The 25,528-nt window shown below is 57.8% G+C and carries 22 protein-coding genes, 1 pseudogene and 1 other annotated feature; of the genes and pseudogenes, 11 read left to right on the top strand and 12 right to left on the bottom strand.

All coding sequences use genetic code 11. The annotated features are described in order from the left end of the window. Nucleotides 1–2 precede the first annotated feature (2 nt). The 4 genes from ACTJKV_RS10065 to hemN form a co-directional block, all read right to left on the bottom strand. Nucleotides 3–1,199, bottom strand: a complete 1,197-nt coding sequence (locus ACTJKV_RS10065; RefSeq protein WP_274104145.1) for a beta-ketoacyl-ACP synthase — start codon at nucleotides 1,197–1,199, stop codon at nucleotides 3–5. 182 nt (nucleotides 1,200–1,381) lie between these two features. Next, nucleotides 1,382–1,861 carry a 3-hydroxyacyl-ACP dehydratase FabZ family protein gene (locus tag ACTJKV_RS10060; RefSeq protein ID WP_062598091.1) on the bottom strand — a complete coding sequence of 160 codons (480 nt, stop codon included), beginning with the start codon at nucleotides 1,859–1,861 and terminating at the stop codon, nucleotides 1,382–1,384. 149 nt (nucleotides 1,862–2,010) lie between these two features. Beyond that, nucleotides 2,011–2,289: an acyl carrier protein gene (locus ACTJKV_RS10055; RefSeq protein ID WP_027675812.1), complete on the bottom strand. Its 279-nt coding sequence runs from the start codon at nucleotides 2,287–2,289 to the stop codon at nucleotides 2,011–2,013. A 133-nt stretch (nucleotides 2,290–2,422) separates the two neighbouring features. Beyond that, a complete protein-coding gene (gene hemN / locus ACTJKV_RS10050) occupies nucleotides 2,423–3,772 on the bottom strand; it encodes an oxygen-independent coproporphyrinogen III oxidase (protein WP_274104146.1) in 1,350 nt (449 codons plus the stop codon). A 200-nt stretch (nucleotides 3,773–3,972) separates the two neighbouring features. Between hemN and fnrN the strand changes: the two genes are divergently transcribed. Then, the gene (fnrN, locus tag ACTJKV_RS10045) at nucleotides 3,973–4,698 is read left to right on the top strand and encodes a transcriptional regulator FnrN (RefSeq protein ID WP_112519264.1); all 726 of its coding nucleotides are present in this window, start codon (nucleotides 3,973–3,975) and stop codon (nucleotides 4,696–4,698) included. Between the two features lie 350 nt (nucleotides 4,699–5,048). Then, nucleotides 5,049–5,104, top strand: a sequence feature (sul1 is cis-regulatory element that is thought to sense ions involved in sulfur or methionine metabolism; They are found in Alphaproteobacteria). 75 nt (nucleotides 5,105–5,179) lie between these two features. Then, on the top strand, nucleotides 5,180–6,667 hold the full coding sequence (locus tag ACTJKV_RS10040) for a SulP family inorganic anion transporter (protein WP_274104147.1): 1,488 nt from the start codon (nucleotides 5,180–5,182) through the stop codon (nucleotides 6,665–6,667). A 79-nt stretch (nucleotides 6,668–6,746) separates the two neighbouring features. Here ACTJKV_RS10040 and ACTJKV_RS10035 read toward each other — a convergent pair whose 3' ends face one another. Next, nucleotides 6,747–7,088: a hypothetical protein gene (locus tag ACTJKV_RS10035; protein ID WP_246666335.1), complete on the bottom strand. Its 342-nt coding sequence runs from the start codon at nucleotides 7,086–7,088 to the stop codon at nucleotides 6,747–6,749. 181 nt (nucleotides 7,089–7,269) lie between these two features. On the opposite strand from ACTJKV_RS10035, the gene ACTJKV_RS10030 reads away from it, so the two are divergent. From ACTJKV_RS10030 to ACTJKV_RS10005, 6 genes and pseudogenes are all read left to right on the top strand, one after another. Further along, nucleotides 7,270–9,126 (top strand): PHA/PHB synthase family protein, encoded by a 1,857-nt coding sequence (locus ACTJKV_RS10030; RefSeq protein WP_274104148.1) that lies wholly within the window; start codon nucleotides 7,270–7,272, stop codon nucleotides 9,124–9,126. 27 nt (nucleotides 9,127–9,153) lie between these two features. Next, nucleotides 9,154–9,873, top strand: a complete 720-nt coding sequence (gene sfsA, locus ACTJKV_RS10025; RefSeq protein WP_274104149.1) for a DNA/RNA nuclease SfsA — start codon at nucleotides 9,154–9,156, stop codon at nucleotides 9,871–9,873. Between the two features lie 32 nt (nucleotides 9,874–9,905). Continuing rightward, complete coding sequence (gene map, locus ACTJKV_RS10020) at nucleotides 9,906–10,736, top strand: type I methionyl aminopeptidase (protein WP_062598095.1); 831 nt, start codon at nucleotides 9,906–9,908, stop codon at nucleotides 10,734–10,736. Between the two features lie 174 nt (nucleotides 10,737–10,910). Next, nucleotides 10,911–11,585 (top strand): annotated as a pseudogene (gene radC / locus ACTJKV_RS10015) (RadC family protein); the annotation flags it as partial. 192 nt (nucleotides 11,586–11,777) lie between these two features. Further along, entirely contained in the window at nucleotides 11,778–12,191 is a 414-nt protein-coding gene (locus ACTJKV_RS10010; RefSeq protein WP_062425425.1) for a TadE/TadG family type IV pilus assembly protein, read from the top strand. 1 nt (nucleotide 12,192) lies between these two features. Further along, complete coding sequence (locus tag ACTJKV_RS10005) at nucleotides 12,193–13,923, top strand: TadG family pilus assembly protein (RefSeq protein WP_274104150.1); 1,731 nt, start codon at nucleotides 12,193–12,195, stop codon at nucleotides 13,921–13,923. Between the two features lie 67 nt (nucleotides 13,924–13,990). On the opposite strand, the gene ACTJKV_RS10000 is transcribed toward ACTJKV_RS10005, so the two are convergent. Beyond that, nucleotides 13,991–15,367: a class II 3-deoxy-7-phosphoheptulonate synthase gene (locus ACTJKV_RS10000; protein ID WP_062425427.1), complete on the bottom strand. Its 1,377-nt coding sequence runs from the start codon at nucleotides 15,365–15,367 to the stop codon at nucleotides 13,991–13,993. Between the two features lie 498 nt (nucleotides 15,368–15,865). Between ACTJKV_RS10000 and ACTJKV_RS09995 the strand changes: the two genes are divergently transcribed. Further along, nucleotides 15,866–16,774: a LysR family transcriptional regulator gene (locus ACTJKV_RS09995; protein ID WP_274104151.1), complete on the top strand. Its 909-nt coding sequence runs from the start codon at nucleotides 15,866–15,868 to the stop codon at nucleotides 16,772–16,774. Here ACTJKV_RS09995 and gor read toward each other — a convergent pair. The 3 genes from gor to rpiA all read right to left on the bottom strand — a co-directional run bounded on the left by gor (nucleotide 16,752) and on the right by rpiA (nucleotide 19,663). Beyond that, entirely contained in the window at nucleotides 16,752–18,140 is a 1,389-nt protein-coding gene (gene gor / locus ACTJKV_RS09990; RefSeq protein ID WP_274104152.1) for a glutathione-disulfide reductase, read from the bottom strand. The two genes, ACTJKV_RS09995 and gor, sit on opposite strands and share 23 nt — an antisense overlap. Before the next feature lie 210 nt (nucleotides 18,141–18,350). Next, nucleotides 18,351–18,947 carry a DUF2059 domain-containing protein gene (locus ACTJKV_RS09985; RefSeq protein ID WP_062437632.1) on the bottom strand — a complete coding sequence of 199 codons (597 nt, stop codon included), beginning with the start codon at nucleotides 18,945–18,947 and terminating at the stop codon, nucleotides 18,351–18,353. A 17-nt stretch (nucleotides 18,948–18,964) separates the two neighbouring features. Further along, entirely contained in the window at nucleotides 18,965–19,663 is a 699-nt protein-coding gene (rpiA, locus tag ACTJKV_RS09980) for a ribose-5-phosphate isomerase RpiA (RefSeq protein ID WP_113179546.1), read from the bottom strand. 349 nt (nucleotides 19,664–20,012) lie between these two features. On the opposite strand from rpiA, the gene gph reads away from it, so the two are divergent. Beyond that, nucleotides 20,013–20,702 (top strand): phosphoglycolate phosphatase, encoded by a 690-nt coding sequence (gene gph, locus ACTJKV_RS09975; protein ID WP_274104153.1) that lies wholly within the window; start codon nucleotides 20,013–20,015, stop codon nucleotides 20,700–20,702. A gap of 120 nt (nucleotides 20,703–20,822) precedes the next feature. On the opposite strand, the gene rpsD is transcribed toward gph, so the two are convergent. Continuing rightward, the gene (rpsD, locus tag ACTJKV_RS09970; RefSeq protein ID WP_062425433.1) at nucleotides 20,823–21,440 is read right to left on the bottom strand and encodes a 30S ribosomal protein S4; all 618 of its coding nucleotides are present in this window, start codon (nucleotides 21,438–21,440) and stop codon (nucleotides 20,823–20,825) included. 436 nt (nucleotides 21,441–21,876) lie between these two features. Here rpsD and ACTJKV_RS09965 point away from each other — a divergent pair, with 436 nt between their 5' ends. Next, complete coding sequence (locus ACTJKV_RS09965) at nucleotides 21,877–22,866, top strand: TerC family protein (RefSeq protein WP_274104154.1); 990 nt, start codon at nucleotides 21,877–21,879, stop codon at nucleotides 22,864–22,866. 93 nt (nucleotides 22,867–22,959) lie between these two features. Here ACTJKV_RS09965 and ACTJKV_RS09960 read toward each other — a convergent pair whose 3' ends face one another. Next, on the bottom strand, nucleotides 22,960–24,477 hold the full coding sequence (locus ACTJKV_RS09960; protein ID WP_062426118.1) for an ATP-binding protein: 1,518 nt from the start codon (nucleotides 24,475–24,477) through the stop codon (nucleotides 22,960–22,962). A gap of 128 nt (nucleotides 24,478–24,605) precedes the next feature. Continuing rightward, nucleotides 24,606–25,493 carry an EamA family transporter gene (locus tag ACTJKV_RS09955; RefSeq protein WP_062425435.1) on the bottom strand — a complete coding sequence of 296 codons (888 nt, stop codon included), beginning with the start codon at nucleotides 25,491–25,493 and terminating at the stop codon, nucleotides 24,606–24,608. Between the last annotated feature and the right edge of the window lie 35 nt (nucleotides 25,494–25,528).

The following is a 25,528-nucleotide window of genomic DNA, read 5'->3' as shown; positions in this document are numbered from 1 at the left end:
CCTCAAGCGTCTCTGGAAAGAACGGCGACACCTTCGCCGCGCACATGGCCAACCGTGGTCACGACCGCTTCCGTTGCGGCAGCCGCCATCGGCTTTTCGACAGCGCTGTCAAAGGCCGGAACCATCGCACCGCTTTCAAGCGCAAGAGCTGCAAGCGCAAGGCCCAGCGGAAACTGCGCTTCAAGTCCATGGCCGGTAACACCGCCAAAGCCGCGAATTGTAGCATGTGGCAAGGTCTTTTCGAGAATGTCCTTTTCGCGGGACGTCAGGCCGTCATAACCGCTGGCACCAGAGAAGACGACGGTTTCAGCCGCGTCCTTGGCAGGCGCGAGGAGGCGTTCGAGACGCGCCTCAAGCTTGCCATCGTCGCGGTTGCCACGATCGCCTTCGATCGCGTCGATACGCGCGTAAATCTTCGCGCCACGCGCTTCGGCGCGCTTGCGCGATTCCAGCACGAGGAAGGCGCCGACGGATCCCGTGATCATGCCGCCGCCCTCGCCTTGCTCGCGCGACCAAAGCGGCTGCCAGCCACCTTGAGCATGCGCGCCGACGGCTTCGAAAAGCAGCGTCATGTCCGGGCGTTCGGCCGCAAATGCGCCGCCCACAAGGGCATGGCTCGATTCGCCTGAGCGAATACGATAAAATGCGGTCTCGACGGCGGAGATACCGGCACCTTCTTCACCCATGAAGGTGCGCGAAGAGCCGGTGACCTTATGCACGATCGAAATATTGCCAGCCATCAGGTTGGAAAGCTGGGCGAGAAACAGCGTCGGGCGAAGCTCCGTCGTCAGCTTTTCATTGAGCATCACTTCGCGGTCGTTGCGCTTGAGGCCTTCGTCGACAATCAGCGTATCGACATTGATGTCGCGTTCGCCGCCACCGGCAGCCACGATCATGTCCATCGTGCCACAGGCGTCCGCGTCTTCTTTCAAACCAGCATCGTCCAGCGCGAGACCGGCTGCAAACACGCCGAGGCGCTGCCAGTTTTCCATCTGGCGCTGATCCTTGCGACCGATTTGCGCAGACCAGTCAATCTCCGGCAGCGGATGAATGGGATAAGGCGCAAACTTTTCCGTCTCAACGATCGCCTCTGGCGTCGTGGTGCTGGAGAGCAGCGCAATATGGGCATCTTTACCAACACCATGACAGGTCACGATACCGACCCCGGTAATCACCACATCATTGTCAGACTTCATCATCCGTGATCCTTCGTCGCTTTTTCGGAACGCAGTCCCGGGCCAGCTCTCAAAAACGGCAGGTACGCCGCACTTGCCATGCGGAATAATGCGCGCGATGCGGCTTTGCAATGGCGAAAGCCTATCGGACCTTCCGCACCGCATGACTTTTCAGCATTTTAAACGCGAAGATAGCGCTTTTTCGATCAGGCGGAGGTATCGGCAGCGATCGCCGCCATAAGGCCTACTTCCTCGGCGCGCTTCTTGACGATCGGCGCAAGCGGAATTTCAGAGAAAGGCATGGTGCGAAGCTTCAGTTGCGCGTCGCAGACCTTCTTGCCGCCTGAAGTAATCTTTGCCTTGGTGACGGCAAAGCCCGATCCATCATGCTCGAGATAGGCCTCGATATCGAGCACGGCATTTGGCTCGACAAAGGTCCGCATCTTGGCACTGTCGACCGACATCAGGAATGGCATGGCGGCGAAATCCGTCATGGCAAGAACCAGCATTCCGGACGTCTGCGCCATGGTTTCGATCAACAGCACGCCTGGAACCAGCGGCATACCCGGGAAATGCCCCTCGAAAACCGGGCTCTTGTCCGGCACGACCGATCGCGCCTTCAGGATGCGGGCTGATCTGTCGATAGACTCGATTCGGTCCACCATCTGGAAATATTCGAGAAGCATATCTTGTCCGTGAAATAGGCCAGGCTGTTTCGCCCCAAGACAGCGTCAGATGGGCAAACGTCCTCAGGCAAGTCCTGAGGATCGAGCTCTGTCAAAAAGCAGCATGCAGGTCCCATTTTGCTGGAACCCGCAGAAGCGGAACGAAAAGATCAGCCCTTGGCTGCCTTCAACTCGTCAATCTTGGCGCAAAGGTTCTTCAGAACGAAGTATTCTTCGGTCGAAACCTTGCCTTCGTTGACTTCCTGCGTCCACTGCTCGAGCGGGATCTTGATGCCGAATTCCTTGTCGATGGCGAAAACGATATCGAGGAAGTCGAGGCTGTCGATGCCGAGGTCGTCAATCGTATGGCTTTCCGGCGTAATGGTTTCGCGATCGATTTCGCTGGTATCAGCGATGATGTCGGCAACCTTATCGAATGTAGCTGTCACGCCCGTAATCCTTTGTGTTCTTAATTATAAAGGTCTCTTCAGACGCACCACATAGGGAAGTTGCACCAAAAAGCCAATGCTTTCGTGATGCTTCGCTCTATTTTGGGCGATGTGTGTTGCCTACACCCTACACTCAAACCGCCAGAGAATGACGCCCTCGCCCGTTGGAGAGATAGGTATCGAAGGTTGCGGCAATGCTGCGAGCAAACGGCTTGCCCGTTTCCGTCAGGGCAAAACGACCGGCCTCGATATGGACAAGCCCGTCGCGATCACCTTCCGCAAATTGCTGAGCTTCCTCCACGGCTGGGAGAGACGCAGGACCGAAGAGCGCGGCAAGCGCCGACAGATCGAACGAGAAATCGCACATGATCCTTTCAATCACGAAGGCCCTCACCCGGTCTTCGACAGAAAGTGCAATGCCACGAGCGATGCAGAGACCATCGGTTTTAGCCATGCGTTCATACTCACCCGTCGCAACCATGTTCTGGACGTAGCCTTGCGGCAACTTGCCAATGGACGAGGCACCAAGCCCGATCAGGGCGTCGGCGCTGTCATCGGTATAGCCCTGGAAATTGCGGCGAAGCTCTCCCTCTTCCATCGCTTTCGCCAGTGTGTCACCTGGCTTGGCGAAGTGATCGATGCCGACCGCCTCATAACCCGCCTGCACCAGCATTTCGCCTGCGGTTTTCATCTGCCTGTATCGCGCAATAGCATCCGGCAGCGCCTCTTGCGGGATCATCGTCTGGTGCTTCTTCATCCACGGCACATGCGCGTATCCAAAGAGAGCCACGCGATCGGGGTCCAAAGAGATGATCTTGTCGACGGTATCGCGCAGTGTTTCGAGCGTTTGATACGGCAGGCCATAGAGCACGTCGCAATTGACAGAGTGCACGCCACGCGCCCTGACCGCATCCACCACCGATCTCGTCTGTTCAAAGGTCTGTATGCGGTTGATTGTCTTCTGCACTTTCCGGTCGAAGTCCTGCACGCCAAGACTTGCCCGCGTCATGCCGATTGCAGCCAGGGCATCGTAGCGCCCCTGATCGAGATCGTTCGGGTCCATCTCGACGCTGATTTCGGCGTTATCCGAAAATGAGAACGTCGAACGCAGAGCGTCCATCAGCGCAATCAAGTCCTGCGGCCTGACCATCGTTGGCGACCCCCCACCAAAATGTACGGCGGTAACGCGGACGTCTTTCGACACCAGCCGCCCGACCGCTTGAATTTCGCAGTGCAGCGCTTTCAGATAAGCGGCAATCGGCTCGTAGCGAAGCGTGTGTTTGGTGTGGCAGGCACAGAACCAACAGAGCCGGTCGCAATAGGGAATATGGATGTAAAGCGAGAGGCGATGCTGCGAATCAAGGGCTTGCAGCCAGGATGAATAGTCCCTGGCTCCTATACCCAGATGGAAGTGAGGCGCCGTTGGATAACTCGTGTAGCGGGGAACGGCCGCGGAATATTTCTTCAACAAATGCTCAGCCATCGCGCTCGCTTCCTGACATGTATCAATTCTGCGACTTAGGGATACATGCTGCGACAGTTTGCAACTTTGACTTCGATCAAATTAGCTAATAAACAAACGTATCAGAAGCGATGTGGGGACATGGGCTTCGGGGGCTTGATTTGACGGGGATTTTTGAGATCGCGCCTGCGATCGGACCCGTTCGACTTGGACGTGACGCGATGGACACGCTGCAGAGAACTATCCACAATTCAGACATGCCCGTCGTGTGCCGTTCCTGTGAGGCGCGCCATGGCGGCCTTTGTGGAGTTCTTACGCCAGCGCAGCTTCTGGAGCTCAACCGTCAGTCCAGCCGCAAGAGGTTCGAAACCGGCAACGAACTGCTTGGCCAGGGCGAACTCGTGCCCTACTACGCCAATATTCTCAGTGGCGTCATCAAGTTGTCGAAGATGATGTCGGACGGCCGTCAGCAGATCGTCGGCCTGCAGTTCGCACCTGATTTTCTCGGGCGCCCTTTCAATGCCGAAAGCAGCATGACCGCCGAAGCCGCCACCGATGTGGAGATCTGCCTGTTTCCACGGCGTGTGGTGGACCGGATGATTGGCGAAGTGCCGAACATGGAGCGCAAGCTTCACGGCCAGTCACTGAAGGAACTGGACGAAGCGCGGGACTGGATGCTGACGCTCGGTCGTAAATCCGCGCAGGAAAAGGTCGCAAGCTTTCTGCATCTCATCGCCACGCACATCGATCCTGAAAAGGGTGACGTGTCCTGCTTCGACCTGCCGCTGTCACGCGCCGATATTGCGGACTTCCTTGGTCTTACGATCGAGACCGTCAGCCGTCAGATGACCAAGCTGAAAAAAGAGGGCATTATTCAGATCGAGAACAACCGGCATATCACTGTGCCCGATCTCGATGCGCTTAACGACGCCGCCGGTAACGACTGACGGGCCTTACTTATCCCACTTCAAATGTGTCAGCGAGGCGCCAAACATGTAAGGCGCCTTGGCTTCTGCTGGTGTAAACACCGTTGCGGTCAGGATCAAAACTACAAATAAGCACTTCATCATCACGCTCCCCAGCGCCTGCCATCAAGTGGCCTCCCTGGAAACAAGTTTTAGACGATAAGATACTCTTTTCGTTTAAGAAAATGGGTTATCGCCAGATTGGCGGGATGGGTCAAAAACAGCAGATCCAAGTAGGATTTCGTTAACGGACAGCGACGGTGCTTCAGGCGTTTCAGCAAAACGATGCCGGTTGCAGCACGTCGACATCTCGATTATAGAGCAATTATCCACAAGGACCCGGTGAAAATCCGGGTGGCTCTTCTGGCCGCCGATCCGCCAGACAACACAGCAACGCAACCTGTTTCATCTTTTGAGGACCGAGTTCTGCTCGGCCCGTTGCATCAACTGTGGTAACTCATCTATGCAAACTTTCTCACACTACCGTCAGGAGTGGTTCTCCAATATTCGTGGAGACGTGCTCTCCGGCATCGTCGTCGCGCTTGCGCTGATTCCCGAAGCGATCGGTTTTTCCGTCATCGCCGGCGTCGATCCCAAAGTCGGGCTTTACGCCTCGTTTGCCATTGCCTGCGTCGCAGCTTTCGTCGGGGGACGTCCCGGCATGATCTCTGCTGCGACGGCTGCGACAGCCGTGGTCATGGTCTCGCTCGTCAAAGACCATGGGCTTCAATATCTTTTCGCCGCAACCATCCTGATGGGCCTGATCCAGATCGTTGCAGGCTGGCTGAAAGTCGGACGCATCATGCGCTTCGTCTCTCGCTCGGTCATTACCGGCTTCGTCAATGCACTCGCCATCCTGATCTTCATGGCGCAGTTGCCTGAACTGATCGGCGTTCCGGCATTGACCTACGTGATGATCGCGGCGGGCCTCGCCATCATCTATCTCTTTCCCTACGTCACGAAGGCGATCCCCTCGCCGCTCGTTGCCATTGCCGTGCTGACTGCGATCGCATGGTGGACGGGCATGGATCTTCGCACTGTCGGAGACCTTGGCGAATTACCATCGACCTTTCCAGTCCTGATGATTCCACAGGTTCCCCTGACATGGGAAACGCTGCAGATCATCTTTCCTTATTCCGTCACGCTCGCAGCCGTCGGTCTCCTTGAGTCCCTTCTTACGGCTCAAATCGTCGACGACATGACAGATACACCAAGCAACAAGAGCCAGGAATGCGTCGGCCAGGGTGCCGGCAACATCGCCTCCGCCCTGATCGGCGGCATGGGTGGCTGCGCCATGATCGGCCAGTCGGTGATCAACGTCACGTCCGGGGGACGTGGGCGGCTCTCGACCTTCGTCGCCGGTGCCTTTTTGCTGTTCCTTATCGTCGTGCTGGACGACCTCGTTCGGATCATTCCGATGGCCGCACTCGTCGCGGTAATGATCATGGTGTCGATCGGCACCTTTTCCTGGCGCTCTATCCTCGACCTGAGACGCAACCCGCTGCCCTCGTCTGTCGTCATGCTGGCAACGGTCGTCACCGTGGTGGCAACTCATGACCTTGCCAAGGGCGTTATCGTCGGCGTGCTGCTGTCGGGCATCTTCTTCGCAGGCAAGGTCTCGAAGCTCTTCCGTGTCACGCGAAGCGAGGATGTGGGCGCCAAGACGGTCACCTATGTCGTCGAGGGTCAGATCTTCTTTGCCTCAGCGGAAAACCTCATCGGTGCGTTCGATTTCGCCGAGCAGGCCGAGAAGATCGTCATCGACGTTTCGTCCGCGCATCTCTGGGATATCACCGCAGTGGGCGCACTGGACAAGGTCATCTTGAAGTATCGCAAGGCGGGCGTCGAGGTCGAGGTCATGGGCTTCAACAAGGCGAGCGCCGACATGATCGACAAGTTCGCGCTCCATGACAGACAGGAACGTCCGGCGGCGAGTGCATCGCTGCATTGATCGGTGATGGGGCCGTGGCAACGCTGCGGCCCATCCTCATCTCCAGTTAGAAGCGACGAAGAATGTTGATTTTGTTCGCTTACTGGGAGGCAGCGGGCGTTGCCGTCGGCTGCTGCTGCGCTGAAAGCGCACGAAGCTCTGCAACGCGGCGCTTGTATTCCGCCTCGGTGATCTGACCACGGCGACGGGCAGCGCCAAGTGCAGTCAGGTTCTGCTCCATGGTGGAAGCTTCGTTTTCTTCCATCTGCGGCATGGCAGCCGTCATCGGCTTGGCAAAGGTCGGGAAATTGCCGGTATCACGCTTCTGCAAAGGGCCGCTGCTGACAGGCTGTGGGCCGACAATCTGCGCCTTGGGGCGCTCCATATGGGCCGGATTGACGAGAGGCTTGGGCGTGGTGCAGGCAGCCAAAGGAAGGACCAAGCCGCAAACCAACAGCATAGATGCTGTTTTTACGCTTCCCGAATGCTTGCCCATTTTCCTGCCCCACCTGTAAGGTATCTATCGCGTGTCGAACGCACTGTCCCGGCGCCCGTGTTGCTGGAACTTGTATTCGTTTTCGTACAGAATGTGCAAATACAAAAATTGCCGCGGAGGAGAACGTATGGCCGGCAGTCGAGGCGGACCCGACGATGCTGAGGACAAAGGGTTCAGTTTCGATCCCAAATCTGCCGATGCCTATATTCTCCGCGATCCGCAGGCCTTTGCCATGAACATTGCAAGGGCTGTGGAAAATCTCGGCAAGGCTGCTTCCGAGTGGCTCGCTCCCAGAGAGCGCGGCGAGATTCCGCAGACGAGCCCAACTCCAATAAGCGATGTCTTCCAGACATTGTCGGACGTGGCCGAATATTGGATGGCGGAGCCGCAGCGATCCGTGGAGGCGCAGACCCACCTTCTATCGAACTATTTCGCGATATGGCAAGAATCGGTAATGCGGCTATCCGAGCAGCAGACCAAAGCTGGCGCGCAAAAACCACAGACCGAAACCCGAAGCGCCCACAAACGGTTTGCCGATAGTGACTGGCAGGCGAACCCCTTTTTCGATTTTCTGCAGAAGGTCTATTTCGCCACCGCCGACTGGGCGGAGAAGATGGTCACAGAGGCCGAGGGTCTGGATGAGCGGACCCGCGAAAAGGCGCGCTTTTATATGCGGCAGGTGACGGAGGCGATCTCACCAGCCAACTTCGCCTTCACCAATCCTCAAGTGTTTCGCGAGACGGTTGCTACCAGCGGGGCAAACCTCGTCAAAGGAATGGCACAGCTGGCGGAAGACATGGCGGCTGGCAACGGACACTTAAGGCTTCGCCACACCGACTACAGCCAGTTCGTCATCGGCCAGAACATCGCGATCTCTCCAGGCAAGGTGATTGCCCGCAGTGCGCTCTGCGAGGTTATCCAATACGCCCCCTCAACGGAAAGGGTGTTCAGGCGCCCTCTTCTCATCATCCCGCCATGGATTAACAAGTTCTACATTCTCGATCTCAACGCACGAAAATCCTTTGTCAAATGGTGCGTCGATCAAGGCCACAGCGTCTTCATGATCTCCTGGGTCAATCCTGACGCGCGCCATGCGGAAAAAGGTTGGGACGACTATATTCGTGAGGGCATCGATTTTGCGCTTGGCGCAATCGAAGAGGCCACCGGCGAACGGCATGTCAACGCGGTGGGTTACTGCATTGGCGGTACCCTTCTTGCTGCCACCCTCGCCCTTCACGTCAAGGAAAAAAACGATCGCATCCGCAGTGCCACGCTGCTTGCCGCACAAACCGACTTCACCCATACGGGCGATCTGAAGATCTTCATCGACGAGCCTCAGCTTGCTGCGCTCGATGTACATATGAAAGCGGTCGGATACCTCGATGGCGCGATCATGGCGAGTGTGTTCAACATGCTGCGCGCGTCTGATCTGATCTGGCCCTATATGGTGGACAACTATCTGCGTGGTACCCAGCCTCCACCCTTCGATCTGCTCTACTGGAACTCCGATTCCACCCGCGTCGCCGCGGCCGTTCATTCCTTCTATCTGCGCAACTGCTATCTGGAAAACAATTTGGCCGAAGGGCGGATGGTGGTGGATGGCAAGGTGCTGAACCTCGGGGACGTCACTATTCCGATCTATGATCTCGCCACGCGCGACGACCATATTGCTCCGGCAAAATCGGTATTCGAGGGCGCAAAGACGTTCGGCGCGCCGGTCGAATTCGTGCTGGGTGGTTCGGGCCACATCGCAGGTGTGGTGAACCCGCCTGACGCTGGCAAGTATCAATATCTGACCGGAGCCTCACCTGTCGGTGACTTTGACGACTGGCAGCGGGAAAGCAGCGTTCATCCCGGCTCCTGGTGGCCGCATTGGCAGGACTGGCTTGAACGACAGAGCAAAGACATGGTCGGAGCGCGCATTCCAGGAGATGGTGGGCTCACCCCGCTCTGCGATGCACCAGGCACCTATGTGCTTGAATGACCGACGCCATGGGAAGACACTTGCGCCATGCGCTTTGATTCTCCCCTCGTGCCCGCCACGCTCGTCTCCCGCTATAAACGCTTCCTCTTCGACGCCATTCTGGATGACGGAACGGCGATCACCGGATCATGCCCGAATACGGGCTCCATGCGTGGACTGACGACCCCCGGGTCCAGGATTTGGCTCTCCGAGCATGACAGCCCGACGCGCAAATATCGTCACATGCTGGAAATGGTGGAAGCGGATCAAACGGTGGTGGGCATTAACACAGGGATGCCGAACCGGCTTGCGGAAGAGGCAATCCTTGCAAATCGAATTCCGTCGCTACGCGGCTACGACGTGCTGAAACGCGAGCAGCGATACGGCATCAATTCTCGCATCGATTTCCTGCTTTCGGCGCCTGGAAGACCGGATGCCTATGTCGAGGTCAAGAACGTGCATTTCGTGCGGGAGGCCGGGCTCGCGGAGTTTCCGGACACAGCGACGAAGCGCGGCGCCAAACATCTTGAAGAACTGGGTGATGCGGCAGAAGCCGGTTACCGCGCCGTCATGCTCTATCTGATCCAGCGTCCAGATTGCCATCAGATGCGAATCTGCTCCGATCTCGACCCGGTTTATGCCGTCGCGTTTCAACGCGCGATGCGGCGCGGTGTGGAGGCCTATGCCATGGCTTGCGAGGTTTCGCCGCTGGAAATCGTCGCGAACCGGATGGTTGCAATAGACGACTGGCCCCCTGCTGCTTTATGAACGCAGGTGAAAGTAAGACAGAAAGCGATAGAATGGTCACCTATATCGAAGCGGCATCCGCCCCCATGAAGAACACGGGCGTCATCCGCCTCTATAATGCCGAAGACTTCGAGGGCATGCGCAAGGCAAGTCAGTTGACGGCACGTTGCCTCGATGCGCTTGCCGACATGGTCAAGCCAGGGATCACAACCAACGCAATCGACCGCTTCGTCTTCGAATTCGGGGCCGATCATGGCGCGCTTCCCGCGACGCTGAATTACCGCGGCTATACCAAATCCGTCTGCACCTCGATCAACCACGTGGTCTGCCACGGAATTCCAGACGACAAGCCGCTACGCGAAGGCGACATCGTCAATATCGACGTGACCTATTTGCTCGACGGCTGGTATGGCGATTCGAGCCGCATGTATCCCGTTGGACAGATCAAGCGGTCCGCCGAGCGCCTGCTCGAAGTCACTTACGAGTGCCTCATGCGCGGCATTGCTGCGGTGAGACCTGGCGTGCGGACCGGCGCCATCGGTGCTGCCATCCAGGCCTATGCTGAAGCGGAACGCTGCTCGGTGGTGACGGATTTCTGCGGCCACGGCGTCGGGCGCCTTTTCCACGATACGCCGAATATCCTGCACTACGGCAAGGAAAGCGATGGCCCGGAAATTCGTGAGGGCATGATCTTCACCATCGAGCCGATGATCAACCTTGGCAAGCCGCATGTGAAGGTTCTCTCGGACGGATGGACGGCGGTGACGCGTGACAGATCGCTGTCCGCCCAATATGAGCATGCCGTTGGCGTGACGGCGACAGGCTGCGAAGTCTTCACCTTGTCGCCGGGCGGCTTCGACCGGCCCGGCCTACCACCGCTCTAACGGGAGAGTTATCGCCAGATGGCAAAAGGTCCCTCGCCCGACACCGGAAAAGCATCAGCATTTGGCGAAACCTCTGGGGCGGGTGACCTGTTTGGCACTTCGGTAGACCTTGGCCTTCCCAGAGAGACCTCACCTGCCCCAAATTCCGCCAAGACGAAGGCCAGAGGCGGTGAGGAGATCGCGCATTATCACGGTCATCGAGAACGACTACGAGCCAAATATCGCGATATTGGCGATGTGGCGCTCGCCGACTACGAACTCCTTGAGCTTCTGCTCTTCAGGCTCATTCCGCGCCGCGATACAAAGCCGATCGCCAAGGCGCTGATCGCCCGGTTCGGCACGCTTGGCGGCGTTCTCGGCGCACCGCCAGCGCTTTTGCAGGAAGTCAGCGGCGTCGGAGAGGCTGTGGCACTGGATCTGAAACTCGTCGCGTCGGTCTCACAGAGAATGCTGAAAAGCGAAATCCGCAACAAGCAGGTGCTCGGTTCGTGGTCGTCTGTCATCGATTACTGCCATGCCGCCATGGCCTACGAAACGCGAGAGCAGTTTCGCATTCTCTTTCTCGACAAGCGCAACGTGCTCATCGCCGATGAAGTGCAAGGCTATGGCACCGTGGACCACACGCCCGTCTATCCACGCGAGCTCGTGCGGCGCGCACTGGAGCTTTCCTCAACGGCGATTATCCTCGTCCACAATCATCCCAGTGGAGACCCGACGCCGTCCAAGGCCGATATCGATATGACGAAGACCATCATCGATACAGCAAAGCCACTTGGAATTGTCGTGCATGATCATATCATTATCGGCAAGGACGGGCATGTGAGCTTCAGAGGCCTGCGGCTGATCTGAAGACGACGAATGATGTCCGCCTGTTATGCCGGATAACCGTTACCCATCATCTTCGCTACTTATGAAGGCATATTGGGACCATCCCAAAGTGGCACACAACCCAAAGCTTTGCCATTAAGAAAAAAACAACCCGCTTGAATTAGCATATCCGAAAATAACGCAACAAGCGTATCGGAGGGTGCCGTGGGACTTATGGCAAGAATGCTTCGTAATCGTGCTGGCTCATCCGCCGTCGAATTTGCGATTATTGCCCCTATCTTTCTGCTGGTCCTGCTGACCATGATTGCCTACGGCATCTATCTGATGACCGCCTATTCCGTGCAGCAGGTGGCGGCCGATGCCGCCAGAACCGCCATTGCCGGATTGAACAACAACGAACGCGAGGCGCTGGCAAAGGACTTCGTGTCCAGAAGCGCTCTCGGCTACGCCTTCATGGACAAGCGCTATTTCCATGTGACGGTCGGCAGCGATCTCAGCAATAGCAATCAGTTCACCGTGACCGTGGAGTACGATGCGACGGAGCTACCGATCTGGAGCCTCTACTCCTACGCCCTTCCGGAAAAAACCATCAAGCGTTTCTCGACAATCCGGATCGGAGGGGTCTGACATGGACAAAGCAGGATTTCGGCAATCGCGTTTCTGGCAAAACACATCCGGCAACATTGCCATCATGGCCGGGCTCACCGCACCGCTCTTTGCCGGCATTCTGGCACTCGGCGTCGATTACGGGGCGCTGACGCTGCAAAAGCGGGAGCTTCAACAGACGGCGGATCTTGCCGCTATTTCTGCTGCTGGCGCTCCCAATCCGGAACAGGCGGTGTTGCAGCACTTCAAGCTCAATGGCAAAAAGCTGGGCGTCAAAATTCCGGCCGGCGTGCTGACGGATACGGGAATCGTGCCTCTCGATATAAACGGTGAAGTGCCTGGTATGGACGGCTACGCCGAGCTTACCAAGGGGCGCTATGTGCCTGACCCGAATACTGAGGTCGGCCAGCGGTTTGTTGCAAATGCCACACCGCCCAATGCGGTGAAGGTTGAGATCGTTGAACGAGGGGCGCTCTTTTTCGCGTCGAGCTTCACCACGCCACCTAAGGTTTCGGCAGTCGGAACGGCGGCAGCACAGCGCGTAGCGGCCTTCTCCGTGGGGTCGCGTCTGCTGTCACTCAATGAAGGCATCCTCAATTCGCTTCTCAGTGGACTCCTGGGTTCGTCCGTCAGTCTCAAGCTGATGGATTATCAGGCGCTCGTCAGCGCCGACGTCAATTTGTTGAAGGTCATCGATGTCCTGGCGGTCGACCTCGGCCTGCAGGCTGGCACCTACCGCGAGGTGCTCGCCACGGATGTGACCGTCAGCAAGTTTCTCAGCGCCCTTGGGCGCACCAGCGGCCTGTCGCCCTCCGTCGCGGCTGCCATCAAGACCCTGGAGCGGACGGCAAACAAGAGCAGCATCAGCCTTCCTCTTGAGAAGATCGTCAATCTCGGTCCATTTATGGACTCGATGGTCGGAAACAGCGAAAACCTCAAGGTCACGGCAGGTGTCTTCGACTTGATCTCCGCTGCAGCCGTTGCCGGCAACGGAAGCAAGCAGATTGCGATCAATGCGGGCGCGTCCGTTCCGGGGCTTGCGGGAACCAAGATCACGCTTGCCGTGGGCGAGCCTCCGGTCAGCACCCCGCCCTTGGCTGTTGGCGCATCCGGCACCGTTGTGCGCACGGCACAGACACGCCTCGCCGTCGATACTTCCGTGATAGGATTGAAAGCACTTCTCGGCCTGCAGATTCAAATCCCTCTTTATGTCGAGGTGGCGAATGCGGAGGCACGGCTTGCCGACATCCGTTGCATGACGCCTGGTAATGGCGCGGTGGATATTGATGTGGTGCCGGGTCTTGCTGAGATATCGCTCGGCAATGTCGACACCGGTGCATTCAATAATTTCGGGCGCACGCCACGCGTTACCAAAGCGTCGATCGTCGATTCTGCCGTGGTCAGGATCAACGGCATGGCGCAGATCAACAGCGGCAACATGACGAAGAGCCGACTGACCTTCTATCAATCGGAAATCCAGCTCGGCAAAATCAAACAGGTCTCGACGAAGGATGTCTCCACATCGCTCGTTACATCGCTTCTGAAGAAGCTCGATCTCGATATCAACGTGCTGTTCCTGACGATTGGCTCACCAACGGTTCTCCAGGCAGCGCTTGCCGATACGCTGGGTGCTGCGACGAAACCGATCGATGAGCTACTTTACAACACCTTGCTCGTGCTGGGCGTGAAGATTGGTGAAGCGGATGTGCGGGTGACGGATCTGCGCTGCATGCAGCCCGTGTTGGTTCAATAACTCTGCTTAAAACAAGAAAGCCGCCGGATCGCTCCGGCGGCTTTTGTATGCCTGCATGTCAATGAGATCAGGCGTTGGCGACGGCCAGGCGCTTTTCGTCGCGACCGCTCTTCATCCGCTCGGACAGGAGGAACGCCAGTTCCAGAGCCTGATCGGCGTTGAGGCGCGGGTCGCAGTGCGTGTGGTAGCGATCGGACAGCGAGTCGGCGGTCACGGCGCGCGCACCGCCGGTGCATTCCGTCACGTCCTTGCCGGTCATCTCGATGTGGATGCCGCCTGGATGTGTCCCTTCCGCGCGGTGGATCTGGAAGAAGCTCTCCACTTCCGACAGAATGCGCTCGAATGGGCGCGTCTTGTAATGGTTGAGCGTGATGGTGTTGCCGTGCATCGGGTCGCAGGACCAGATGACCTTGCGACCTTCCTTCTCAACGGCGCGGATCAGCTTCGGCAGATGGTCGGCGACCTTGTCGTGACCAAAGCGGCAGATCAGCGTCAGGCGTCCTGCTTCGTTGGCAGGGTTCAGAGCGTCGATCAGCTGGATCAGATTGTCCGGCTGCAGCGACGGGCCGCACTTCAGACCGATCGGGTTCTTGATGCCGCGGAAATATTCCACATGCGCGTGATCGAGCTGGCGCGTACGGTCACCGATCCACAGCATGTGGCCGGAGGTCGCGTACCAATCGCCCGACGTGGAGTCGATACGGGTCAATGCTTCTTCATAGCCGAGAAGCAGCGCTTCGTGGCTGGTGAAGAAGTCCGTTTCGCGAAGGCTCGGATTGTTTTCGGCGCTGATGCCGATCGCCTTCATGAAGTCCATGGTTTCGGAGATGCGACCAGCAAGCTTGCGGTAACGATCCGCCTGCGGGGAATCCTTGACGAAGCCGAGCATCCACTGATGCACGTTTTCCAGATTGGCATAGCCGCCCATGGCGAAAGCGCGAAGCAGGTTCAGCGTGGCAGCCGACTGGCGGTAGGCATCCAGCTGGCGCTCGGGGTTCGGAATGCGCGAGGCTTCGTTGAACTCGATACCGTTGATGATGTCACCACGGTAGGACGGCAGCTCCACGCCATTTTGCGCTTCGATGTTGGACGAGCGCGGCTTGGCAAACTGACCGGCGATGCGGCCGACCTTCACGACGGGCAGTTGCGCGCCATAGGTCAGGACAACGGCCATCTGCAGGAAGGCACGGAAGAAGTCACGGATGTTGTCGGCACCATGCTCCAGGAAGCTTTCGGCGCAATCGCCACCCTGCAGAAGGAAGGCTTCGCCTTCTGCAACGCTGGCAAGCTGCTTCTTCAGACGGCGTGCTTCGCCGGCAAAAACCAGCGGGGGATAGCTTGCAAGCTGGGCTTCCGTTGCTGCAAGCGCAGCAGCGTCCGGATATTGCGGAACCTGCTGGATGGGCTTCTGTCTCCAGCTACCGGGCGTCCAATTCTGTGCCATTCTACTCACCTGTCTCCCCGCCCGAAAAATTGCGCGGGCGTGCGCACCTTTAAAAATTGAGCGGCTTATAAACCTTTGCAGGGAGCTTGCCTAGTCAATTACCGACGCTTTTGGACCTGCGGAAAGTGCTTGGAATTCTGGATTATCCTAGAATTGAAGCCCGTGTGCTTCACGTCGTTGTTTCTGCAGCTAATCGCGACTGCACAACCGCTGCACTACGCGCCAGAGAAACAAGCCGAAATGGTCGAGACGGGTCGATGGCCATGTCTCCCATCGGTGATCATCGCCACTGTTCCTCTCTGTGACCTGGTTACGCGTCATCCTCTCCATTGCAAACATCGTTTCCGGCAACATGATCTTTCTCCTGTGTTCCCGACAGGAGGTAAGGCAGAGGCTGCGACGGGCGTAGATGCAGGAATGAAAGGCGCGTTTCACCGGCAAACGATGCAAAGCCAGACGGATCCGGCTATAAATGCCCTATCAGCCGGAGAGCCTTCCATGACAGATGTAAACTGGGACGATCTGAAACTCTTCCATATCGTTGCGTCCGAGGGTGGTCTTGCAGGCGCGGCAAACCTGACCGGCATCAGCGCGCCGACGATCGGCCGCAAGATGCTCTTTCTCGAACGGATGATGGGACGCACGCTCTTCATCCGCAGCCAGCAGGGCTACAAGCTGGCGCCCGACGGCGTGATCCTGTTTGAACGCGTTCAACATATGAGGCGGACGGCAGCAGAGATCAGCCAGTGGCACGGCGATGCCTTCTCGCTACCCATCGTTTCGATTTCCTCCAACATATGGCTGATGGGTTTCATCGCAGAAAACACGAGCGCCATTCGCGGACCAGACGACGCTTTTCGACTTTGCTGCAAGCACTTCGGTCCCGACGATGATCTGACCTACCGACGCGGAATGATCGGGGTCTTTGACGCACCCCCACAGCATGGCAATTTCGCAGTGCGCAAATCCGTTACGGTCAATTACTGCGCCTACCGGTCGGAGGGACTGACAACGACCGCATCCGCCCCCTGGATTTCAATCGGCACAGAAGTCGCGGCGTCTGATGCGGAGAAGTGGGTGTTTCGCAATCGGGAGCAGATGATCCACACATGGACAAATGCGCCAGCGCTCTTGCCGCGCCTGATCCAGAGCGGGGCCGGCAAGGGCGTGTTGCCCGCCTATATCGGCGACACTCTGCCAGGCGTGGTGCGAGACGGTGAGATCATTGAGGAGCTCGCCCACAACCTGTGGATCACCGTCAACGACGATGATCGACACACAGCGGAAATGCGGGTTGCCATCGACCGGCTCGCTGCGCTGTTGAAGCACAACGAGCGACTATTCGAGGGCGTGCAAGCCGAGCCTGTCGACAGGCAGAGCCCGGTTATACTCTTTCCCCGTTCTTGATACGGTAGCTTGGCGAATACATCGTCACCAGCTCCTCCGCAGCCGTCGGGTGGACGGCCATGGTGGCGTCGAAGTCGTCCTTGGTGCAACCGGCCTTCAGCGTGATGCCGAGAAGCTGTGCCATCTCACCGGCCTCATGCCCCAAAATATGCGCGCCGACGACCTTTCGGTCGGCAGCGTTCACAAGAAGCTTCATGATCGTCTTTTCCTGACGACCGGAAAGCGTTGCCTTCATCGGGCGGAATTGCGCGCGGTACACCTCGACCTCTTCGAATTTCGAAGCCGCCTGCTCTTCCGAAAGCCCGACCGTGCCGATTTCAGGCTGGGAGAAGACGGCAGTCGCAATCAGGTGATGATCGGGCTTTGTCGGGTTGTTCTTGAATTCCGTCTCGATGAAGCACATCGCCTCATGAATGGCGACGGGCGTCAGCTGTACCCGGTCGGTGACGTCGCCGAGTGCGTAGATGTGCGGGACGTTGGTGCGCGAATAGTCATCGACAATGATCGCGCCCTTCTCATTGATCTCGACTCCTGCCTTTTCAAGCCCGAGCCCCTTGGTGTTGGGATCGCGACCAAGCGCCAGCATGACGAGACCAACATGAACCGACGCGCCCTGCTTGGTGCGGGCCACGAAGCCGCCTGCCCCATCCTTGCTCACCTCCTGGATCACGTCTTCCAGGATGATGCGGATGCCCTTGGCTTCCATCGCTTCATGCAGGCCCTTGCGCATGTCGGCATCGAAGCCGTTCAGGATTTCCTTGCCGCGATAGATCAGCGTCGTTTCGACCCCAAGGCCATGGAAGATGTTGGCGAATTCGACAGCGATATAACCGCCACCAGCAATCAGGATGGATTTCGGCAGTTCCTCCAGATGAAACGCTTCGTTGGAGGAAATTGTCAGTTCATGGCCTGGCAAGGATGTGTGAGCATTTGGCGTGCCGCCGACGGCAATGACGATGCGCTCTGCCGTCACCGTCTCTCCGGTGCTGAGAAGCTTTATAGTGTGTGCATCGACAAGCTCTGCACGGCTATCGAAGATCTCGGCCTTGGCGTTTTCCAGACCCTTGCGGTAAAGACCCTCAAGGCGCTCGATTTCCTTGTCCTTGGCAGCAATCAGCTTTTTCCAGTCGAAAGTGCTTTCGCCGACAGTCCAGCCAAAGCCTTTGGCATCGTCAAAATGCTCAGGATATTGCGACGCGTAGACGAAAAGCTTCTTAGGCACGCAGCCTCTGATCACGCAGGTGCCGCCATAGCGATATTCCTCGGCAATGCCGACACGCTTGCCAAGCGATGCTGCCACACGAGCGCTGCGCACACCGCCGGAGCCGCCGCCAATAACAAAAAGATCGTAATCATAGGACGTCATCATAAACCCCTGTCATCGGCCGAGCCGCTCGAACGACGTACACTATCGACTGTCGCAGCGTGGAAAATCAGCCTGTTAAGCGAAGCTAGCGCCTTATAAGCGCGCAATGCCGAGGCATCTTCCTGATGCTCATATAGGTGCCGGTAGCGGCAAAAGAAAAGCCCGGAATCTCTTCCGGGCTTTGAAAAATACTGATTGATCAGCCAGCGATCATGGCTTTGGCGCAGGGGCCGCAGGTGGAGCAGTCGTCGCCCCAGGAGCGCCGCCAATGTTGGATGCGTTTGCAGGAAGTGGCTGCAGATCAGCGCCGGCAACCTTCTGAAGCTCTGCCATGCTGGAGGCGTTGAGATCGCGGTTGATACCAGCTGCCCAGATGTCGGCGGCCTTCATCAGTTCACGCGTGGCGATCGGTCCATCCTTGAGGAGCTTCTTGCCAGCATCGCTGCTGTAGAAGGTGGAAATGGCCTTCAGCTCTTCGACCGAGAAGGCGCGCGCATAGGTGAGCGCCGCTTCGCGTTCCAGGTCGGCACGGCGTGGTGCGAGTTCCAGTGCCTTGGCATCGACCGTCGCAGTAATCTGGTCTTCGACGTTTGGCGACGACTGAATGAGTTCAGACTTCAGACGCTCAGCAAGACCCGGCAGAATGTTGTCAAAGCGATCGGTCACGCCCAGTGCCGTGATTGCCTGCTTTGCAGCAGCGATATGCTCTGCAGAAATTTCCTGCGCACGTGCGGCAGTGCCGAACACGAGGCCGGAAATAAGGATCGAAGCAGCGGCAGCTTTGCCCAGTCCCGCTATTTTACCCATGAACTCTCTCGCTCCTATTATATTTTCGCCTGCATAACGCGGGCGCCATCCGGCCCTGCTATGATGGCAAGCGATGCCAAATTAATGAAAAGTCCGTGCTCGACGATCCCGGGAATCGTATTCAGCTGACGTGCCAGCGCTTCTGCATCAGGAATACGGCCAAATGATGCGTCGAAAATGAGATGACCACCATCGGTTTTGAACGGTCCGTCCTCGGAAGAACGCAGCTTCAACTCGCCCGAAAGGCCCATTTTGGAAGCCAGTTTCTCGATTGCGATGCGGGTTGCGATCTGGCCGAAGGCATTGATTTCGATGGGAAGCGGAAAGGCTCCCAGCGTCTCGACCACCTTCGTCTGATCCGCAATCACGATCATGCGGGCCGAAGCGGCCGCGACGATCTTTTCGCGTAGCAGAGCACCACCGCCGCCCTTGATCAGACGAAGACCGTGATCGACCTCGTCGGCGCCATCGATCGTCAGATCGAGTTCGGGCAGCTCATCCAGAGATTTCAGCGGAACACCAAGCTCGACGCACAGACGCGCGGTGCGTTCCGATGTCGGGACACCCTGGACTCTCAAACCGTTCGATACTTTTTCAGCAAGCAGGCGGACAAACTCTTCCGCGGTGGACCCCGTACCGATGCCAAGACGCATGCCGTCTTCAACATGGGCAAGGGCAGCCTCTGCTGCCTTGATCTTCATTTCGCGGGCATCCATACGCCTGCAACTCCGATTGACTCATGGGCTGCGCGGTGACTATCCGCACCAAATCGCCCTGGTGGTTGTGCATCGGAGAGGACAGATGACTGGTCCCGACCTTTGCGACTGCGTGTGTTTACACGTCTAGAAACTCAAACGAAAGCCCCTTTTGCTGCTTCAAAATCGACCATTCAAGGGTTTCGTTCGAAACGAGATCACGTGCTGTACCAGATCGGTCGAGGGAAGGTCCCAAAGCTCTGTTCAGACCTTGAAAAGACGCATCGTGCTTTTCCGAAAATCGGTTACGATTTTCGGGCCGATGCTGTAGGTTCTCGCAATATTGACACAGACAGACGAGGTTTCCTCTTTGACTTCACCCCTTGTTATTTTCGATCTCGACGGCACACTGGTCGACACCGCCCCCGACCTGATCGACAGCCTGAACCACACGATCGCTGCCGCAGGCCTTATGCCCGTAACCTTCAACGACCTGACGCATCTCGTCGGTCAAGGCGTTCGTGTCATGGTCCAACGCGCCTTTGCGCTGAGGAACAAGGAGTTGCCGAAGGAAGACGTGGAGCCGCTGCACCAACGGTTCATTGCCCATTACAAAGAAGAGATGCCGGGTCAGAGCAAGCCTTATCCCGGCGTTCCCGAAGCTCTGGATCGGCTGACTGCGTCAGGTTTCCGGCTTGCCGTTTGCACCAACAAGACGTCTGATCTGGCCCTTCCCCTGCTTGAAAAACTCGGACTGAAGGACCGCTTCGCGACGATTACCTGTGGAGACACCTTCGAGTGGCGCAAGCCGGATGCCCGTCATATCCTCGGAACCATCGAGAAAGCTGGCGGCGATGTGGCCCGTAGCGTGATGGTGGGCGATAGCGTCAACGATATCCTTGCGGCCAAGAATGCCAAGATCCCCTCCATCGGCGTGACCTTCGGCTACACCGATGTTCCGATGGCAGAGCTTGGACCTGATGTGACGATCGATCGCTACGAAACGCTGGATGCAGCACTTGTCGAAAGACTTCTGGCGCAGCGCGTCGCCGCGGCCTGAAGGCGCGGCCGACCGTGAAAGTCCTTGGCCTCGCGCCAAGGACTGAAATTTTCTCATCAAAAAATGCGCACAAAAAAGCCGGCCACAGGGACCGGCTTTTTTGCTGAACTTGGACGCGGATTAACGCGAGTAGAATTCGACGACCAGATGCGGTTCCATGATGACGGCGTAAGGCACGTCAGCGAGAGCCGGTACGCGAGCAAACGTCGCGGTCATCTTGTTGTGATCGACTTCGATGTAGTCCGGAACGTCGCGCTCTGCGAGCTGAACAGCTTCAAGAACGATTGCGAGCTGCTTGGACTTCTGGCGAACTTCGATAACGTCGCCAACCTTGCAGCGGTAGGAACCGATGTTGACGCGAACGCCGTTAACTGTGACGTGGCCATGGTTGATGAACTGGCGAGCCGCGAAAACGGTCGGTACGAACTTGGCGCGGTAGACGATGGCGTCCAGACGCGACTCGAGCAGACCGATCAGGTTCTCGGAGGTGTCGCCCTTGCGGCGGTTGGCCTCGTCGTAGGTTGCACGGAACTGCTTTTCGCGGATTTCGCCGTAGTAACCCTTCAGCTTCTGCTTGGCGCGCAGCTGCGTGCCGAAGTCGGACATCTTGCCCTTGCGGCGCTGGCCGTGTTGGCCGGGGCCGTATTCGCGACGGTTGACCGGGGACTTCGGACGACCCCAGATGTTTTCGCCCATGCGGCGGTCAATTTTGTACTTGGACGATTCGCGCTTGCTCATCGTATTTCCTTCTCAACAGTTTATACCGATCTGTTGCCAGATCGGATTAAGGAAACACGCCCTCCTCTGAGGTTCTGTTGAAGAACCTCTGACAGGCTTCTCACATGCGATATGGAGAGACCACGGGACATGTCGGTGATGTTGACCGCCGAACGTCAGCTATTTACTGCAAGGCAGTCAACGAAACACACCGGGCATTGCTACCCGGCGTTGGAGCGGCTTCTAGGGGCGCTTCATAAAAATGTCAACGATAAAACGATAAAAGCCTCTTGAAACCTGCGCCGCGCCTCCCATTTCATCCTGGTGATCAGGACTCGGGCCCCTCTGGCGTATTACCGGACAATACGCGATGTCGAGTCTCCAAGGTTGGGGCGTCGTCTATTTCTCATCACGTTCCCGACCATTGAGCCAACCTCGTCCGGACAAAGGTTGACTGATGGACTTTCTGTTTACGGATTTTCTCGGTACCCCCACATGGATGTGGGGCATTTTCATCACTCTCGTTTTAGGCCTCCTGGCGCTCGATCTTGGCATTCTGCATAAGAACTCCAAGGAAATCGGCATCAAGGAAAGCCTGCTGATGTCGGGCTTCTACATCGCCATCGGCTTGGCCTTCGGCGGCTGGATCTGGTTCCAGTCCGGTCAGCAGCCGGCGATGGAATATGTCACGGGCTTCGTGGTGGAAAAAAGCCTGGCGATGGACAATATCTTCATCATCGCCATGATTTTTTCCTACTTCTCGATCCCGCGCCAGTATCAGCACCGCGTGCTGCTCTGGGGTATTCTCGGCGTGATCGTCCTGCGCGGTATCATGATTGCCGCAGGCGCTGCGATCGTCGAAAACTTCCACTGGGTTCTCTACCTCTTCGCCGCCTTCCTAGTGTTCACGGGCATCAAGATGCTGTTCTCGGCAGATCACGAGGAACAGGACATTGGCAAGAACCCGATCCTGAAGTTCCTGCGCTCGCGCCTGCCTGTCACAGAGAAGCTTCATGAGGAGCGTTTCTTCGTCAAGCAGCCCGACCCCAAGACCGGTCGGTTGAAGACCTTCGTCACGCCGCTTTTCCTGGCGCTTATCATGGTCGAAATCGCCGACCTGATCTTCGCGGTCGACTCGATCCCTGCGATCTTCGCGATCACCACCGATCCGTTCATCGTCTACACGTCGAACATCTTCGCGATCCTTGGACTGCGCGCCCTTTACTTTGCGCTTGCCGCCCTGATCCACCGCTTCGCATACCTCAAATACGCCTTGGCTGCGGTTCTGGTCTTCGTCGGCTCGAAGATCTTCCTGGCGGACATGCTGGGCATCGCAAAGATCCCGCCGTCCATCTCGCTCGGTATCACCGTTGCGATCCTTCTGACAGGCATCGTCGGCTCGCTGTTTGCCACGAGAAACGACAAGAAGGTCATCGACGAAGTCTAAAAGACTTCACCTTCACGACCTGGAAAGGCGGGGCGACCCGCCTTTTTCTTTGGGCCGGCGATTCTGGCTATTTGGAGATTTACAAGGTCGACGTCATTCCGCGGCCAGGCTCACATCACCGTCGGGCGCATCTGCGTCGCCGGGCGCGGTCTTGGCGTCAAGCTCAGGGAAAGCCACGATGCGCTTGCCGGAAAAGTCCGCATGCACCACGACCAGTTCCTTCTCCTCGAAGTATCCAAGCAGTCGTCTTGCGCGGCGCGCCGAATGGGTACCGTAGGCGCGTGCAATCCGCGCATCAGAGGGGCATGGCTCTTCCGCAAGAGCTGCCTTCACCAGAAGCAGGAAGACGCCCTGCAGGTCATCCGAGACGCTGCGGGACAGCTCCAGAGCCTTCTGCCAATTTTCGCTTGCCGCCATCTCCACATCCACACCAGAGCGCGTAATCGCGATCTGGCGACGGAACTCCGATAGCGCCATGGGCGTGCCCGGAATACGGCGCATGCGGGCGCGAACGAGAAAGTCCTGATAGAGGACAGCATCGGTGCGATAGGCCGATTGCGGGTCATCGAGGATTTCGGTCAGAACAGCCGTAATCTTTTCCTCACGCTCTTCCGGCGTCAATTCCGGCTGGCTCGAACGTGAAGGTTGTTCAGAGGCCGGTGCGATGGCCGCTGGTGTCGAGCGCGAAAGTTCGGCGAGAATGTCAGTCGTGGGCCGCGGTGCTGGCGGCGTGCGACGGACAACAGGACGATTGAACTCTTCCGGATCTGGCGTGAAGATCAAATCCTCCACATCCTGCGGCGCGTCCGGCAGCGGCATGAGTTTCGGCGACGAGGAGCGCGCCGAGGTCTCCACCGGGCCGATAACGATCGGCAGCGGACGCCGCGAGAGAGCGGGACCAAGGGCGACGAAATTGCCGCGCTGAAGATCGCGGAACATTTCCGCCTGACGACGGTCCATGCCGAGAAGATCGGCGGCGCGCGCCATGTCGATATCGAGGAAGGTGCGGCCCATCAGGAAGTTGGAGGCTTCTGCCGCCACGTTCTTGGCAAGTTTCGCCAATCGTTGCGTGGCAATCACACCGGCAAGACCGCGTTTACGCCCACGGCACATCAGGTTGGTCATCGCGCCGAGTGAAGCCTTGCGGGCATCTTCGGTGACTTCGCCACCGACGGAAGGCGCAAACATCTGCGCCTCATCCACAACGACCAGGACCGGGTACCAATATTCGCGATCGGCATCGAACATGCCATTGAGGAAGGCGGCGGCGGCGCGCATCTGCTGCTCGATATCGAGCCCCTCCAGCGTGAGCACGCAGGAGACACGGTGCTGGCGAATACGGTTGGCAATCCCTGCAAGTTCGGCTTCGGTGCGCTCCCCATCCACCACAACGTGACCGAACTTGTCGGCCAGCGTGACGAAATCACCTTCGGGATCAATGATGACCTGTTGCACCCAGGGGGCCGATTGCTCCAGCAGTCTGCGCAGCAGATGCGACTTTCCGGAACCGGAATTGCCCTGAACCAGCAAACGCGTGGCGAGCAGTTCCTCAATATCGAGCTTGGCACTCTGCCCGCCCGAAAGCGTTCCCATGTCGATACCGACCTGCACGTTGACCCGTCCCTGCACTGCAATGATCAAAAGCGCCGCTTCATCGCGCGGCGAACACTCTCTTTACCAAAGTTTTCCACAAATGCCCCGCCGCATCGCAACAATGCACAGGGAATTGCAGATCGCTCTCACGCGTTGCCGGACGGCGCACGACCGAAAGACAGCCGGCGGCCAAACACATTCAGTGCCAGCCCGGCAACGACAAGCGCACTACCGACAATTTCCAGCGTGGTGATGTGTTCGGCGAAGGCAAAGTAGGCGCCAAGGAAGCCGACGATCGGCACCAGCAGAGAAAACGGCGCGACGGTTCCTGCCGGATAACGCAGCAGAAGAAAGCTCCATATCCCTGCCCCGACAATCGTCGCGCCATAGGCCATATAGGCAACGACGGCCACCGTCATCATGTTGGCATTTGCCAAACCTTCGCCAATCGCCTGCGGGCCTTCGAGCAGCAGCGAAAGCGCGATCAGCGGCAGAACGGGTGCGAGACTCGTCCAGGCAACGAAGGAGATCGCGTTGACCCGTCCGACCTTGCGATTGACGATATTGCCGATGGCCCAGCTGAAAGCGGCACCGACGCACATGAGGAGAGGCACAAGAGCGGTTAGTTCCAGACGTTCAAGGCCGATCACTGCGAGACCGGAAAAGGCAACAGCGGCACCGGCGATATGAGATTTCAGCGGAATTTCACCGAGCATCGTCACGGCCAGCGCCATGGTGAAGAACGCCTGCGACTGCATGACGAGCGAGGCAAGTCCTGCAGGCAGGCCCCATTTGATCGCCGTATAGAGCAGGCCGAATTGCGCGCAGCCCATGACCATGCCGTAGACGACCATGTGCTTCCACGGAACCTTGGGACGCGGCAGAAAGAAGATCAGCGGCACGGCTGCGAAGAGATAGCGCAAGGCTGTGAGAAACAGCGGCGGCATATCCATGACGCCGACCTTGATCACCACGAAGTTGAAGCCCCAGAGGAAGACGGTGACCAAGGCAAGAAGGATGTGCGGCACTGACATTGATATATTCCAGAACTCGGCGCCGCACGGAATGG

The sequence above is a fragment of the Agrobacterium sp. 22117 genome (genome assembly GCF_052045735.1).
Lineage (GTDB): Bacteria > Pseudomonadota > Alphaproteobacteria > Rhizobiales > Rhizobiaceae > Agrobacterium > Agrobacterium cavarae.
Note: the sequence above shows the minus strand (reverse complement) of the source record. Positions and strands in the feature narration are given on the sequence as shown.